This is a genomic window from Gemmatimonadaceae bacterium (assembly GCA_036496605.1).
Lineage (GTDB): Bacteria > Gemmatimonadota > Gemmatimonadetes > Gemmatimonadales > Gemmatimonadaceae > AG2.
Map to the genome: position 1 here is coordinate 48,539 of DASXKV010000003.1, position 15,141 is coordinate 63,679.

The 15,141-nt window shown below is 63.3% G+C and carries 13 protein-coding genes; 8 read left to right on the forward strand and 5 right to left on the reverse strand.

The features are described from left to right. The first annotated feature begins 125 nt into the window (after positions 1-125). From VGH98_01125 to VGH98_01140, 4 genes are all read left to right on the forward strand, one after another. Positions 126-1,397, forward strand: coding sequence for a metallophosphoesterase (locus VGH98_01125; GenBank protein HEY2374550.1), 1,272 nt, complete (start codon positions 126-128; stop codon positions 1,395-1,397). Between the two features lie 93 nt (positions 1,398-1,490). Next, positions 1,491-1,613 carry a hypothetical protein gene (locus VGH98_01130; protein ID HEY2374551.1) on the forward strand — a complete coding sequence of 41 codons (123 nt, stop codon included), beginning with the start codon at positions 1,491-1,493 and terminating at the stop codon, positions 1,611-1,613. Further along, positions 1,610-2,410 (forward strand): PPK2 family polyphosphate kinase, encoded by an 801-nt coding sequence (locus VGH98_01135; protein ID HEY2374552.1) that lies wholly within the window; start codon positions 1,610-1,612, stop codon positions 2,408-2,410. Before VGH98_01130 ends, VGH98_01135 begins: the two co-directional genes overlap by 4 nt. A gap of 2 nt (positions 2,411-2,412) precedes the next feature. Next, positions 2,413-2,961 (forward strand): DUF1697 domain-containing protein, encoded by a 549-nt coding sequence (locus VGH98_01140; protein ID HEY2374553.1) that lies wholly within the window; start codon positions 2,413-2,415, stop codon positions 2,959-2,961. A 25-nt stretch (positions 2,962-2,986) separates the two neighbouring features. On the opposite strand, the gene VGH98_01145 is transcribed toward VGH98_01140, so the two are convergent. Both VGH98_01145 and VGH98_01150 read right to left on the reverse strand, forming a co-directional pair. Continuing rightward, a complete protein-coding gene (locus tag VGH98_01145; GenBank protein HEY2374554.1) occupies positions 2,987-4,396 on the reverse strand; it encodes a serine hydrolase domain-containing protein in 1,410 nt (469 codons plus the stop codon). An 824-nt stretch (positions 4,397-5,220) separates the two neighbouring features. Continuing rightward, positions 5,221-7,719 (reverse strand): ABC transporter permease, encoded by a 2,499-nt coding sequence (locus tag VGH98_01150; protein HEY2374555.1) that lies wholly within the window; start codon positions 7,717-7,719, stop codon positions 5,221-5,223. A gap of 151 nt (positions 7,720-7,870) precedes the next feature. Between VGH98_01150 and VGH98_01155 the strand changes: the two genes are divergently transcribed. From VGH98_01155 to VGH98_01170, 4 genes are all read left to right on the forward strand, one after another. After that, positions 7,871-8,617: a c-type cytochrome gene (locus tag VGH98_01155; protein HEY2374556.1), complete on the forward strand. Its 747-nt coding sequence runs from the start codon at positions 7,871-7,873 to the stop codon at positions 8,615-8,617. Positions 8,618-8,696: 79 nt separating this feature from the next. Continuing rightward, on the forward strand, positions 8,697-9,053 hold the full coding sequence (locus VGH98_01160; GenBank protein HEY2374557.1) for a YciI family protein: 357 nt from the start codon (positions 8,697-8,699) through the stop codon (positions 9,051-9,053). Between the two features lie 11 nt (positions 9,054-9,064). Beyond that, positions 9,065-10,294 (forward strand): RNA polymerase sigma factor, encoded by a 1,230-nt coding sequence (locus VGH98_01165; protein ID HEY2374558.1) that lies wholly within the window; start codon positions 9,065-9,067, stop codon positions 10,292-10,294. A 35-nt stretch (positions 10,295-10,329) separates the two neighbouring features. Continuing rightward, positions 10,330-12,747, forward strand: a complete 2,418-nt coding sequence (locus VGH98_01170) for an ABC transporter permease (protein HEY2374559.1) — start codon at positions 10,330-10,332, stop codon at positions 12,745-12,747. A 2-nt stretch (positions 12,748-12,749) separates the two neighbouring features. Here the strand turns inward: VGH98_01170 and VGH98_01175 are convergent, their stop codons facing one another. From VGH98_01175 to VGH98_01185, 3 genes are read right to left on the reverse strand one after another with little or no spacing between them, the layout of a single operon-like run. After that, the gene (locus VGH98_01175) at positions 12,750-13,349 is read right to left on the reverse strand and encodes a TMEM175 family protein (GenBank protein HEY2374560.1); all 600 of its coding nucleotides are present in this window, start codon (positions 13,347-13,349) and stop codon (positions 12,750-12,752) included. Then, positions 13,346-13,801 (reverse strand): hypothetical protein, encoded by a 456-nt coding sequence (locus VGH98_01180; protein ID HEY2374561.1) that lies wholly within the window; start codon positions 13,799-13,801, stop codon positions 13,346-13,348. Before VGH98_01180 ends, VGH98_01175 begins: the two co-directional genes overlap by 4 nt. A 35-nt stretch (positions 13,802-13,836) precedes the next feature. Continuing rightward, positions 13,837-15,126, reverse strand: a complete 1,290-nt coding sequence (locus tag VGH98_01185; protein HEY2374562.1) for a SufS family cysteine desulfurase — start codon at positions 15,124-15,126, stop codon at positions 13,837-13,839. Between the last annotated feature and the right edge of the window lie 15 nt (positions 15,127-15,141).

Here is a 15,141-nt window from a genome sequence, read left to right on the forward strand (position 1 = left end):
GCCTACCTCTATAGAAACGCGAATCGAGGCGGATTTATTCCGGCGGGTGCTTTTTTGGAATAAGCCCGAAGGCTCGGGGGTCTCTGCTAGCACCGAGCACCTAGCACCTATCACCTGGCCCTTCCATGTCCAACTACATAACCAACGACTCGCACGAGGATGAAATCGACCGCCGAGGCTTCCTGAAGTGTATGGCCTGGGTCGGCACCGCCTCGCTCTGGGCGCTCAAAGGCGGCGTGCCGACCAGCGTCGCCATGAGCCAGCTCCGCGACCTCGACGACGTGACGAAGCAGAACATTCTCTTCGCCCAGATCAGCGATAGCCACATTGGCTTCAGCAAGGAAGCCAACAAGGACGTCACCGCGACACTTCGCGAAGCCGTCGCGAAGCTCAACGCCCTCCCGCGTCGGCCCGCGCTCGTCCTCCACACCGGCGACATCTCACAGTTGTCGCGCGCCGAGGAGTTCGACACGGCGGATCAAGTGCTCCGAGACGTAAAGACCGATCGCGTCTTCTTCGTTCCCGGGGAGCACGACGTGCTCAACGACAACGGCGCCTCGTATCTCGCGCGCTATGGCAAGCCGCTCGGCGCAAGGGGCGGCGGCTGGTATTCGTTCGATCACAGCGGCGTCCACTTCATCGCTCTGGTGAACGTTCTCAACCTCAAGGCCGGTGGCCTGGGCTCGTTGGGCGCCGAGCAACTCGACTGGCTGAGGCGGGATCTGCAAGGCATCTCGGCCAGCACACCGATTGTCGCCTTCGCTCACATTCCGCTCTGGACGGTCTATCCCGAGTGGGGATGGGGGACCGATGACTCCGAACAAGCGCTCTCGATGTTGCGACGCTTCGGATCGGTGACCGTCCTGAACGGCCACATTCATCAGATCATGCAGAAAGTCGAGGGCAACATTGCGTTTCACACCGCCATGTCCACCGCCTTTCCTCAGCCGGCACCCGGCACCGCACCGTCGCCCGGACCGATGAAGGTCGAGGCCGAACGACTGGGCAGCGTGCTCGGTATCACGAGCGTCAGCTACGTGCCCGGCCGCCATTCCCTCGCGATCGTCGATTCGACACTCTCGGGTGAGATGCCGCCGATGAACATGGCGGGTGGCCAGCAGCCGTCGGCCCGCCGGACGCTGGATGTCGCGCCCAACCAGATCGGGATTGATAACTTTGCATTCACGCCGACTCCACGCACTGTGAGCGTGGGTACCGAGATCACGTGGATCAATCGCGACGACGTCCCGCACGTCGTGGTCGACACGCATGGGTCGTTCAGCTCGAAGGTGCTCGACACGAATCAGCGGTACTCGCACCGCTTCACCACCGCTGGCACCTACGACTACTTCTGCTCCATTCATCCCACTATGACAGGAAGAGTGGTCGTGACGTGAGCCGGCTGCATCCGCGCGCTACACATTGACTGGCGACGCCTTCGTGGCGCATGTTGGACTCGTCGTTGGCCACCGCTGACGCGCGAGGACACCATGAACTGGAAACTGATCCTTCAGCTTTCGCTGTTTGTTCTGGTGATGGGTGTGGCGACGGTGTTCGTCGTTCCGTCATCGATATCGCTGCCGTCGCATCCGCGACCCGTGACGAGCAGTTGAAGCTCCATCCCGTACGCGGCAAGCACTCCATCCGGCTCAGCGACGCCGACGCGAAGGCACGCGCGTCGGGGAAGTCGGGTGCCGACCTCGATCGCGCAATAAAGAAAGAGACGGACCGCATTTCTGATCTGCAGCGCGTCTTCTACGCCGACGCTCGTCATGCGCTACTGATCGTCCTGCAGGGACGCGACGCGTCGGGGAAGGACGGCACCATTCGCAAGGTCTTCAGCGCCGTCAATCCGCAGGGCTGTAGAGTCACCAGCTTCAAGGTGCCGACCGAGGCGGAGTCGCAGCATGACTTCTTGTGGCGCGTGCACGAAGAAGTTCCGCCACGGGGCATGATCGGTATCTTCAATCGTTCGCATTACGAGGATATTCTCGTTCCGCGCGTGCACGAGCTTGTTGCCAAGAAGGTGTGGTCGGCGCGCTACGAGCAAATCAACGATTTTGAGCGAATGCTCACCGAGAACAATGTCGTCATTCTCAAGTTCCTGCTGCACGTGTCCCATGCCGAGCAGAAGCGCCGTCTCGAGGAGCGGCTTACCGACGAGACCAAGAACTGGAAGTTTCGCGTTGGCGACCTCGATGACCGGGCCCGTTGGGACGACTTTACGAAAGCGTACCGTGGCATTCTCACCCACACGAGCACGAAATGGGCGCCCTGGTACGTCGTTCCCGCGGATAACAAAGACGTTCGTGACTGGCTTGTGGCACGCGCAATCGCCGATTGCATGAACGGTCTCGACCTCCGGTATCCGCGCGCCGATCCGTCGATCATCGGCATCGAGGTCAAATAGCGATGGCCCCCAGCGGTCGATACGTCGCGCTGCTCCGGGCGATCAACGTCGGCGGCCACGTCGTGAAGATGGATGCGCTGCGCAAGCACTTCACGCGGCTCGGGTTCGCGAACGTCGAAACATTCATCGCGAGTGGCAACGTGTTGTTTGACGCGCCGAGCGCCAAGCCCCGAGAGCTGGAGGAGCGCATCGCGATGGAGCTCGAGCGGACGCTCGGCTACGCCGTCGCGACGTTCGTGCGCTCACCCGCCGAGCTCACATCAGTCGTGAGGCACGAGCCCTTCGACGCGACCGCGTTCGACTTCCTGAAGCACGCGCTTTACATCGGCTTTCTCGCCGGCCGTCCCAAGCCCGACGTCGTTCGCAAAGTCGTCGAGCTCAAGACGCCGCTCGACGAATTCCACATCCACGGTCGGGAGCTATACTGGGGGGCCCGGGGCCGCTTCAGCGACTCACCGATGTCCGGCGCGATTCTCGAGCGCACGCTCGGCATGTCGATGACGATGCGCAATGTCACGACTGTCCGGAAGCTGGCGGCCAAGTGCGCGTAGGCGCGCGAAAATCAGATTTGTCACGTCAACGCCGCATAAACCGGATGTTGCGGACGCGCCCCGCCTCCACCGTGAATGCCGACGGCGCCGCACCGGAAACCCGCTCGAAGTGAAGCGTCAGCCCATTCGCAGTGCGGTACGTATCGACAGCCGTCGGAACGAGCTGCTGACTCGGCACATGGCGCGCCGAGAGCACCAGAGCACCATCGACCACGCCAATATGGTAGGTCGCGTCGACCTCGTCGGAATAGTAATCGCCCGGGTACATCGCAAGCTCGGCGCTGCCTAACGCGGGTGCGGCCGCCTGCGTCACCTCGCGAGAACGACGACCGGCGACCTGGGGCTCCCGCGCCGGACCCATCTTGGTCCCGACATAGACCTCGGCGACCTGCTCCGCCAACGGCCCGGGATTGATCGATCCGAGATTGCAGGTCGCGAGCACGCTGAAATGCTGATCCGGGAAGCGAAGAATTTCGGCCTTGTAGCCCATCAGCGAGCCGCCGTGCTCGTCGACACGGAGTCCCCGGTACGTCGTAACGTTATTCCCGAAGGCGTACATGATGGTATCGCCCTTGTTCAACACGCCGCGCGTGTGGATCAGCTTCTGCAACGCGTCGCCGCCGACCTGGTGGGTATAGAAGTTCTCATCCCACTTTCGTAGATCCTCGACAGTCGTGTACAGCCCACCCGCGCCGATCTTGTCGAAATTCTGCAGATACGAAATCCGGTAGCTGCCCTTGCCGTCCGGCTCGTAACTCATCGCCCGACCCTTCATGATGTGGCCGGGATCGTCGTGAAAGTGTGTATGTGTCATCCCCAGGGGCTGGAAGATCCGCGCGTCGGCGAACTCGCGCAGTGACTTCCCCGTAACGCGCTTCACGATCTGCGCAAGCAGGAAGTAGCCGGAGTTGCTGTACAGGTAGTCGTCGCCGGGCTTGAAGTTGAGCTCCTTCTGCCGCGCGATCAGCGCGACGGCCTCGGAATCCGAGAAGACATCCTCCAGTCGCAGTCCGCCGAGCGACATCAGGACGTAGATGTCGCGAATACCGCTCGTGTGATGGACGAGATGATTGATGGTGATCGGCGTGCCGTAGTCCGGCATCTCGGGGATGTATTTCCGGATGTCGTCGTCGAGCGCGATCTTGCCGTCGAGCACGAGCAAACCAATACTCGCCGCGGTGAACTGCTTCGAGTCCGACCCGACGTAGTAGACAAGCTTTGGCGAGTTGGGGATGTCGTAGTCGAGATTCGCCATCCCGTAACCACGCTCATACACAAAGCGCCCGTTTTGGAGCACGCCCAACGCACACCCCGGCGACGACGGCTTGTCCCACTCCGCAAAGATCTTGTCGACCTTTGGATTGGCCTGAAACTGCTGGGCAACAGCACTCGTCGCGGCAAACGTTGAAATGAGGAGGCCAAGGCCAAGACGCACGGGTTACACCTCGATGCGGGTTTCGGGTTGGAACCGATGACTAAGCCGCGTCAGTCACAATGTCAAAAGCTACATATGGTATTGGATGCATCGAGGAGAGTCGCTTCGCCGCGTGCGTCCGTCGCGGCGGCGAATCGTCGGGCCATCTTTGGCATCTCTTCGGCTGAGGTGATCTTGCCGCCACCTCATGCCATCTCGCCGCTACCTCAGGTCGTCTTGTGGGGACCTTACGTCGTCTTCCCGCGACCTCACGCCGTCTTCCCGCGACCTCACGCCGTCTTGCGGGGACCTCACGTCGTCTTGCCGGCGCCTCACGTCTTCTGTCGCTTCACGGACGTCGTCTTGCCGCCTCCGGAGATGACCTTGCCGCGACCGCCGATGACTTGTCCGCCACCTCACGTTGCCTTACCACGACCTCACGTCAGCTTGCCGAGACCTCACGTGATCTGGTAGACGCCTTCAGTGCGTTGCTCGTTCGCTCACGTCATCTGTCCTGCACCGCACGTCACCTTGCCACGACCTTCGGTCCCCTGTCCGCCGCCTCACGTCGTCTTGTCGAGCACTCACCTGATCTTGCCGAGACCTTAGTCATCCCGCCGGCCGCTGGCGTGAGCTCGCCGGCACCTCACGTTGTCTGTCCTCGACCGGATGTCATCTGTCCACGTCTCGATGTCATCTTACCACGACTCGATATCATCTACCCAGGACTCGAGGCCACCTGTCCTCGCCTCGTTGGGAACGAACATCGACTCGGTCTGACATGACCTCAACGCACTGGGTGGAGATCTCGATTCGCTGCGGTCCATTACGGGCATCTTCGCGCTCTACTCGTAGCGTAAGGCCTTGATCGGATCGACCGTCGACGCGCGATAGGCAGGTAGATATCCTGCCGCCAAGGACACCAGGGCGAGCACAACCATCGCGCCGACCACGACCACCGGATCGTGCGCCTGGAGACCGAACAACAGCGACTGCGCCGTCCTGCCTAGCGCCAACGCGACCGCCAGCCCGATGAGGCCACCGATCAACGTCAGCATCCCGACCTGCTTGAGGACCATCCATCGTACTCTCGACGCATCGGCGCCGAGCGCCATGCGAACGCCGATCTCCCGCGTGCGCCGGGCGACGGTGTAGGCGAGCACGCCATACAACCCGACCGCGGCGAGCAACGTCGCCAACGCCGCGAACGCCGTTGACAACATGCTGATCATGCGATCGAGGTAGACGTTTTCGCGAACCTGCTGAGGCATCGTCTTCACCTCCTCGAGCGGAAGATTCGCGTCGATCCGCTTGAGCACCGCCGGCACCTCGCGAACGAGCTGCTCCGGCGACCGCGACGCGCGCACATAGTAGTGCATGTAGCCCAGCGTCGTGTCCTGCCGATACGGTGTGAAGAACAACGGCTGCGGCTTCTGTTTCACGTTTGAGTATGCCGCGTTGCGCACGAGACCCACGATCAACACGTCGAGCGTTTTCGCGCGCGGATCGAGCGACATCGACTTGCCGACCGCTTCGCGTCCGAGGTTGAACTTCCGCGCGAACTCTTCGTTCACGATCGCGACCTTCGGCGCGCCTGCGGCATCGCTCGTCGTGAATTCGCGGCCCGCGAGCAGCGGCACGCCGAGCGTGCGAAAATATCCGGCGCTGATCTCGTTGAAGCGCGCATTGTCGTCGATATCGGGTCCCGACTTGAACCCTTCGACGGCGACGTCCGTGCCGTAGTTGCTGCCCGAAAGCAACGGCACCATCGATGCCGCGACGCCCGTCACGCCCGGCATCGCACCGAGCGCCTCTTCGGTTTGTTGAAAGAAGCTGTGCGATCGTGCCGCCGTATAGCCATTGAGCTCCGGCGACACGCCGAAAGTGACGACGTTGTCGATCTGCATGCCGAGATCGACGCGGCTCACGTTCGCCAGGCTCTTGATGAACAGTCCCGCCGAGATGAGCAATGCCATCGAGAGCGCGATCTGCGCTGTCACGAGTACGGTTCGGAAGCGCGTGCTCGCGCCGGCGCTCGACAGCTGACCGGTGTTGGCGCGAATCGTCGACACCAGATCGGGACGTGTGCTGTGCAGCGCGGGGAAGAAGCCAAAGAGTAATCCCGTACCGATTGCCACGGCGGCAGCGAAAAGGAGAATCGGCGGGCGAAGCTCGGCGTGCAGCACCGCGCCGGTGTCCCCTGGCAGGATCGCCAGCGCACCCTGTAGCGTCCAACGAGCGATGACGAGACTCACGAGGCCGCCCAGCACCGCGAGGACGCAGGACTCCGTCAGCAGCTGCACGAAGAGCTGCTTGCGGCTCGCGCCTAACGCCAGACGCACCGCCATCTCCATCGAACGATTCGCACCGCGGGCCAACAAGAGATTGGCGATGTTCGCGCACGCGATGAGCAGCACGATACCAGTAATCGCGACGAGGAGTAGCAGCGGCGTCCGCGTGCGCTCGAGCATCGAGCTCTGGCCGTGCGCGCCCGCCTCGACCGCGACTTGCTTCACACGAAAGCGAGCCATCGTCTTCTGGCTCATGTTCTGCTGCAACGGCACTTCGACATCGTTGACGATCGGCGTGTAGAGCGCGTTGAGCTCGCGCCGCGCTCGTTCGATCGTTACGCCCGGCCTGAGGCGCGCGAACAGATACAACCAATAGCTCGTTCGATTCTCGAATCCCTTCCAACCCGGCACCATCAATGCGCGCATCGTCACTGGAATAAACACGAACGGCCGGACGCCGAGTGTCGTCCCGTTGAACTCCTGCGGCGCCACACCAACGATCGTCATCGATTGGCCGTTGACCATGATCTGATCGCCAACCACGTTGGGATTCGCGCCGAGATGACTCTGCCAGTACGCGTAGCTCAGCACGACGACGAAGTTCGAGCCGATCTGCTCGTCATCGTGGGGCGACAGAAGCCGACCGAGCGCCGGGCGGATCCCGAGAACGGGGAAGTACGAGCCCGAGACGAGCATGCCGTCGGCACCCTGCGTCTGTCCGTGGTACGACAGATTGACGCCGACGCCGACATGAGCGGCGATCCCCGTGAACGCTCTCTGCAATCGCTCGAGGTCGCGGAACATCGGATAACTGAACACCACATCGCAGTCACCCGCGTTGCTGCACGATTGCGATCCCGGTTTCGGACCGGGCGCGGCGAGATTGACCAGCTCCTGCGGCGCGCGCACCGGCAGCGGCTGCAGAAGCATTTGATCGAAAAGGGAGTAGATCGCGGCATTTGCGCCGATGCCGAGCGCGAGTGATGCAATCGCGACCGCGGTGACGAACGGCGTCTTGAAGAGGCTCCGAAAAGCGAGCTCGATGTTCTTCATTGGGCGGCGTTTGAAAGATCCAGTTACAAACTAGACACTCTCGCCTCGCGGGAGGTTCGGAACGATTATCGAAATGCTGTACTTGCTATCAGGCGATCGGACGGAAGATTCTTCACGGTTCGTCACACACCACTCGTCACACTTACGGCCAATGCGTCGACTCCTGTTTCTCCTCATTGCGCTCGGCATCGCGTTCGTCTCGACTCCGGCATATGCCCAGTTTCCGCCGAAGGAACTGAAGAATCTCAAGGTCTTTCCGAAGGACATTTCCGTCCGCGCGTTGCTCGATACGATGGGAGGCTTCACGCGCGCGCTCGGCGTGCGCTGCACATACTGTCATGTCGGCGAGGAAGGGCAGCCGCTCTCGAGCTTCGACTTTCCGTCCGATAAGAAGCCCGAGAAGGACAAAGCGCGTGAGATGTTGCGTATGGTCGGTGCGATCAATGGGGACTATCTGACAAAACTCGTCTCGCGTCGCACTCCGGCGATCGTGGTCGCCTGCGCGACTTGCCATCGTGGTATCACCGAGCCGCGGCCTCTACAACAAGTCGTCCTGAATGCTTACGACAGCGTGGGCGCCGACTCCGCCGAAGCGCTCTATCGCGCGCTACGCACGCGCTACTACGGCCGCGCCGCGTACGACTTCGGCGAGGTTCCGCTCGTTGACGTCGGTAACGCGCTCCGTGCTCGCGGCAAGACGGCCGATGCGCTTCGCTTCTATATTCTGAACACCCAAATGTTGCCGACATCCGGGTTCGCCTTCCGCTCCGCCGCCGAAGGACAGCTCGCGGCAGGCGATACGGCGTCTGCGATACGTAGCTACCAACAGGCTCTCACGATCAACCCGAACGACCGTCAGGCGAAAGGTGCGTTGGAGAGGCTAGGTCAAAAACCGTGATGTCGATTTGAGCGAAACTCAAACGACTACTACCGAATTCTGTAAGCTCTAGTCCCTAAACCCTAGCCCCTTTTGTCTTATGCGCTACCTCTGCCTGATCTACGAGAACGAGAAGAGCTACGCGACCATGCCCAAGGAGCAGTCCGACGCGGTGATGGCCGATTACGGTGCCTTTACACAGGGCATCAAGGACAGCGGCCACTACGTCGGCGGCAACGCGCTCCAGCCGACACCTGCCGCGACCACACTTCGCGTTCGGAACGGTAAAGTCTCGACGACCGACGGTCCGTTCGCGGAGACGAAAGAACAACTTGGCGGCTACTACTTGATCAACGCCAAGGATCTGAACGACGCCATCCAGGTCGCGTCGCGAATTCCCTCGGCGAAGTCCGGATCGATCGAGGTGCGGCCGATCCAGGAGTTCGGCGACGCCTAACGCTTCTGGCCGTGCGCGAGCGTATCGACGAGATCTATCGCGCCGACTCGCGCCGCGTGCTCGCGACACTGATCCGCCTCCTCGGCGACTTCGATCTCGCCGAGGAGGCGCTGCACGACGCCTTCATGGCTGCGCTCGAGCGGTGGCCTAACGAAGGCCTGCCGCGAAACCCTCGCGCCTGGCTGGTGTCCGCCGGTCGCTTCAAGGCGATTGACCGAGTGCGCCGCCGTGCCAACTTCGACGCGGCAGTATCGCGCTTCGCCGAGGACAAGGATCGCACGACACCGGCGTCGCTCGATGTCGAGGACGAAGACGTCCCCGACGACCGGCTCCGTCTGCTCTTCACCTGCTGTCACCCCGCGCTCAGTCCCGATGCACAGATCGCACTGACCCTGCGGGAGGTATGCGGCCTGACGACCGAGGAGGTCGCGCACGCCTTCCTCACGCCCCCGCCGACCATCGCTCAACGAATCGTCCGCGCCAAGGCGAAGATCCGTGACGCGCGGATCCCGTACGAGATTCCATCGCGCGCTGACCTTCCCGCACGGCTCGACAGCGTGCTGCACGTGACCTATCTGGTCTTCAACGAAGGCTACCTCGCCTCGTCAGGCAGCACGCTCACGCGCCCTGATCTCTCGCGCGAGGCGGTTCGGCTCGCGCGCCTGACGTTGGAGCTCCTCCCGGATCCCGAGGTCATGGGACTCCTCGCCTTGATGCTGCTCCACGAATCACGCCGCGCGGCGCGCGCGACAAGCGAAGGCGAATTGATTCTGCTCGACGATCAGGATCGGTGCCTTTGGAATCGCCAGCAGATCGCGGAAGGAATCGCGCTCGTCGAGCGAGCGCTCACCTCGCGGCGTGTGGGGCCGTACTCGCTCCAGGCTGCGATCGCCGCCGTCCACGCCGAAGCGCCTAACGCTGCCGCGACCGATTGGCGTCAGATCGTCGCACTCTACGATGTCCTGCTGCGCGTCGATCCTTCGCCGGTGATCGAGCTCAATCGCGCTGCTGCCGTCGCGATGCGCGACGGCGCGGCAGCAGGTCTCGCGCTGATCGATGGTCTGCTCGAGCGTGGCGAGCTGACGACTTACCTCCATGCACATTCAGCGCGCGCCGACCTTCTCCGCCGCCTCGGCCGCGTGAGTGAAGCGATTGCCGCGTACGAGCGAGCGGCCAGGCTCGCGACTCAGGAGCCCGAACGCCGTTTCCTGGCGCGTCGCTTGAGCGCGTTACGCACGTAAGCGTTGCTGTGTTCCTGCTTGCCTCGTCGTTTAGCATGCGACGATTCATCGACGACCTCCGCGGCTCCGCTCGCGCACTTGCCAAAGTCCCGTTGTTCACGGCGGTCGCGGTCGTTTCGCTCGGCCTCGCGCTCGCATTGAACACGACGATGTTCGCCCTCGCCGACTCGGTACTACACCCCGTCGTGCCGTACGCGAACGCCGAGCGGATCGTGATTCCGTCCTTTCGTGGTGGCGACACGAAGCATCCCGTGCCCGCGGACGCGCGCTTTCGGGCGATTCAGGGCGGCATGCGGTCGTACGAAGCCATCGCCGCCTTCTGGCGTGTTCAGGCGTTGGTCCAGACGCCAGGCTACGCGGAGGACATCATGGCCGTCGCTGTGTCGCCAAACTTCTTCGATCTGTTCGGTGTGCACCCCTTCCGCGGGCGCGGCTTCGACAAATCAGACAGCGGGGCGACGAGCACGCCGGGCGCCGTCATCAGCTATCGAATCTGGAATCGCCTTTTCGCGGGTCGTCCCCTGAGGGAGTCGCTCACGCTCGATGTTGGGCTGAACCGCTACACGGTGGTTGGCGTCATGCCGCGCAGCGTGCACCCGCCGTACGGCAACACCGATCTCTGGTTGCCGATTGATGCCGTACCTTCTAATCCGGCGATCGGTCGCTTCGGCCCGACTGCCGTCATGCGCCTCAAGCCGGACGTATTGCTCGACGCCGCAAAAGCCGAGTTGGCCATGGTTGGCGCGCGCCTAACGACCGAGCTCACGCCAAGGCACCCGCTGTCCACATGGCTAGCGCCGGTCGTCGCGTTTTTCTACGCGCCGCAGAGCGTCTTTCCGTCGTTCATCCTTGGCACGGTCGCCATGGTGCTCATCATCGCCTGCGCCAATCTCGGCACGATGATGATCGCTCGCGGTATCGCGCGTCGTAGGGAGCTCGCGATTCGGTTGGCGCTCGGGGCGAGCCGCCGCGACATCGCGCGACACGTTCTGAGTGAGTGCGCGGTCGTGGTGGGCGCCGGCGTCGCTCTCGGCCTACTGGTCACGCTCTGGGCGCTGCGCGTTCTCCCGCATTTCACCAGCGCCCGAGTGCCGCAGCTGGGCGATCTCGATCCAGCGCCCAGCTGGCGAGTGTTCGCCTTTGCGCTGACCACGTCGTTGGCGACGATCGTCTTTGCTGGAGCACTCCCCGCTCTGCGTGCAGCGAGGACGGATCCCGCCCAGCCGATGAAAGACACGGCCGGCACGACGACAGGGCGGATTCGCGACCGTTACAATCCACTAATCGTCATCGAAGTCGCGCTGTCGACGGCACTGCTCATGTGCTCAGGCTTGTTCGTGCTCATCGCCTTCAATCTCGCTTCGTTCGACTTTCGCTACGACGCCAGGCATCTCGTCGTTGCGGATCTCGATATCAAGAGCAATCAGATGACGAACGCGGCCATCAGCCGGTTTTACGATGGAATCATTGCGAACGGCCGAGCGCTTCCGAACGCCATCGCCGCGGCGACATATCATTGGGCCTCGCCCGATGGTCCGACTGTAGCCGCGGAAGAGGGAAAGAGCGGTGATACGTGGATCAACCTGAGGTGGTATCAGGCCGTCAGCCCGGATTTCCTTCGGACGTTCGGTATAAGGATTGTCAACGGCCGCGACTTTGCGCCGGGCGACGCCCTCGGCAATGAGCCTGTGGTGATTGTGGACGAGGAGGCCGCGAAGCGGCTCTGGCTGGACGTCCACGATCCGGTCGGGCGGATGATGAAGCTGGGGAGCAAGGAATCGAAGGCGCCGTGGGTGCGTGTCATCGGTGTCGCGGAGGCCGTCGAGTACTTGCCGCGCATCGATTACTACCTGCCACCCGAGCCGATGATTTACGCCGTGATACCGAACGACTCGTGGCGTTCGCGGAGACTCGTGGTGCGCGAAAACGCCGGCGCGGGCATGCCCGGACGCGCCGCGCTGGCGGTGGCGATGCGGCGTCAACTGCAAACAGAGATGCCGTGGGCCTGGTCGGTTCAGGTCCACCCGTGGCTCGACAACTACGAAGGTCGGCGGACAGATAGCACCTTCATCGCCTCACTCTTCGGTGCCTTTGCCGCCTTCGGCCTCGTGCTTTGCGCCGTCGGTCTCTACGGCGTGCTCGCTTACGCCGTGAGCCGGCGTCTCCGCGAGTTCGCCGTCCGCATCGCGTTAGGCGCGCGGCGACGCGACGTCGCGCGCCTCGTCACGCACGACGCCGCGGTCACTGCACTCGCCGGTGTGGCGATCGGAGCCTTCGTCGCCCTGTATGTGACACGCGCGCTGATGGAACAAGTGGTGATGATCGACTACGCGCACGCGATCGCGCTCGTCGCCGCCGAAGCCATTCTCTTCGCCGTGGCATTCGTCGCCGCGCTCGGACCGGTGCGACAGGCGGCGAAGGCGGATCCGATCGAAATCCTGCGCGCGATCTGAGCCTACCCGGGCTCTCGCTCGGCCGTCCCTCGAAATCGCGATTCGATCCGCGGATCCGGCACCAACCAGACCAGCGCGACCGCCACGTAGAGCACATCCGCGATCGCTGGATGGACAAATGCGAGCGGAATCGCGGCGACATAGAAGAGCAGCGACAGCTTTCCCTTCCGATCGGAGCCGACGGCCTCGGCGAGTCGTCTATTCTCTCCCAAATGCGCGGCGAGAATCGTTCGTAAAAGGATCGTAAACGCGATCGCGCAGAGCAGAAGCACCACGCCGTACGCCGCCGTCGGCACGGCTGCGTTACGCGAATCGTCCATCCAGCCGGTCGCGAAAGGGATGAGCGACAGCCAAAAGAGCAAGTGCAGATTCGCCCAGAGTGTTGCGCCGTTGATCCGCTGCGTCGCCTGGAGCATGTGATGGTGATTGTTCCAATAAATGCCGAGGAACACGAAGCTCAGGAGGTAGGTGAGCAGAGACGGCACCGCCGCCCGCAGCGCGCTCCAGTCGGAGCCGTGCGGAGTGTGAAGCTCCAGGACCATGATCGTGATGAGAATCGCGATCACGCCATCGCTGAACGCCTCGAGCCTCGACTTGTTCATGTCGTCGTTCCGATCGTTAGGTCCGCACGCGCGCAACGGCGCGCCGAAGCCGCAATGATTGCACGACGCCGACGACGTTGGACGCCACCCAGTACAGCCCGACCCTGGGCGCTCAAGCGCCAGGCGACGAGAAAGGTGACTGCGGCGGCAAGGGCGGCGGAGGTTCGGGACGACGTCGACGCGGGCCCTGCCATGACGGCCGCTCCCGCGAGTCCCGCCGCAACCGACGCAACGACCGCATCGGGCTTGAACAGATCTCCCATCAAGAAGAATCGCGCCGCCCGTCTGGCGCTTGCCGCGATGGTCTGATAGATCCCTGCTCCGATCGGCAACTGTATGAGCCTGCCGAGAGAGAGGACGACGATGCCACCGCCAAGACTTCCACCGCAAACGTGGGCGAGAGCAAAGAGAACGACGCGCAGTGGGTCGAGAAACACGGACCAGAGCGGCATGGCTGGACTCCGATTGCGCGCCGATTAGCGCTCGGTCACTCGGCGCCGAAGAGGGCCTTCGTCTTCGCCACGGCGGCGACCAGCGCCTCGACGTCGGATTCGTCGTTGTATACGTAGAACGACGCGCGCGCCGTTGCGGGCACGGCGAGTCGGCGCATGAGCGGTTGCGCGCAATGATGTCCCGCGCGCACGCACACGCCCTCGCCGTCGAGAATCGTGGCGATATCGTGAGGGTGCACGCCCTCGAGTGTGAACGAGACGACGCCACTCCGGGACGACACGTCGCGCGGCCCGTAGAGCGTCACTCCGTCGACGGCGGAGAGCGCCGCGGTCGCGCGCTCGAGCAGCGCCAGCTCGTGTGACCGCACGGTCTCCATACCTAACGACTCGAGATAGCCGCAGGCGGCGGCGAGGCCGACGGCGTCGGCGACGTTCGGCGTCCCCGCTTCATACTTGTGCGGTAGCACGTTCCACGTCGTCTGCTCGTCGCCCACGATCTCGATCATGTCACCGCCCATCTGATAGGGCGACATGCTCTCGAGCAGCGTGCGGCGGCCGACGAGTCCCCCGATGCCCATCGGGCCGAGCATCTTGTGTCCACTGAAGGCGTAGAAGTCGACGTCGCCAAGCTCCGGGCCGTCGAGGTCGAGCCGGAGATGCGGCGCCGCCTGCGCGCCGTCACAGACGACGATCGCGTCGCGCGACGCGCGTTGCCTGACGAGCGAGGTGATCTCAGCCACGAGATTGAGGGTGCCGAGCGCGTTCGAAACGTGGTTGAATGCGACGACGCGGGTTCGGGCATTGAGGAGCGACTCGAGCGCTTCGAGATCGAGACGGCCGTCACTCGTTAGGCCGCAGATCCGGAGTGCCGCGCCGCGCCGGCGCGCGAGCTGCTGCCAGGGAACGAAGTTGGCATGATGTTCGAGGGCGGTGACGACGATCTCGTCGCCGCGGGCGATGTTGTCGGTTCCCCACGCGCTCGCGACGAGATTGAGCGCTTCGGTCGTTCCGCGCGCGAAGATCAGCCGCGCCGGGTCGGCGACGCCAAGGAATCGAGCGACATGCGCACGCGCTTCGTGATAGCGGTCGGTGGCGCGGACGGAGAGTGTGTAGGCGCCGCGGTGTGGATTCGCGTTGTCGTGCTCGTAGAACGCGCGAATGGCGTCGAGCACGACGCGGGGCTTCTGCGAGGTCGCCGCCGAGTCGAGGTAGTGCAGGGAGGGATTAGCGGCGAGCAGCGGGAAATCGCTCTTCGGCGAAAGGCTTCGATGGTGGTCGGCACGCCGCGCGGCAGCAGATTGCGATTCGGGGGGGGCCCCCCGCACCGCTGACGCCGTTTC

Bases quoted from the DNA above. Each gene is read 5' to 3' on its own strand.
- VGH98_01125 (HEY2374550.1), top strand. From the start codon at position 126: ATGTCCAACTACATAACCAACGACTCGCACGAGGATGAAATCGACCGC.
- VGH98_01130 (HEY2374551.1), top strand. From the start codon at position 1,491: ATGAACTGGAAACTGATCCTTCAGCTTTCGCTGTTTGTTCTGGTGATG.
- VGH98_01140 (HEY2374553.1), top strand. From the start codon at position 2,413: ATGGCCCCCAGCGGTCGATACGTCGCGCTGCTCCGGGCGATCAACGTC.
- VGH98_01150 (HEY2374555.1), bottom strand. From the start codon at position 7,719: ATGAAGAACATCGAGCTCGCTTTTCGGAGCCTCTTCAAGACGCCGTTC.
- VGH98_01155 (HEY2374556.1), top strand. From the start codon at position 7,871: ATGCGTCGACTCCTGTTTCTCCTCATTGCGCTCGGCATCGCGTTCGTC.
- VGH98_01160 (HEY2374557.1), top strand. From the start codon at position 8,697: ATGCGCTACCTCTGCCTGATCTACGAGAACGAGAAGAGCTACGCGACC.
- VGH98_01170 (HEY2374559.1), top strand. From the start codon at position 10,330: ATGCGACGATTCATCGACGACCTCCGCGGCTCCGCTCGCGCACTTGCC.
- VGH98_01175 (HEY2374560.1), bottom strand. From the start codon at position 13,349: ATGAACAAGTCGAGGCTCGAGGCGTTCAGCGATGGCGTGATCGCGATT.
- VGH98_01180 (HEY2374561.1), bottom strand. From the start codon at position 13,801: ATGCCGCTCTGGTCCGTGTTTCTCGACCCACTGCGCGTCGTTCTCTTT.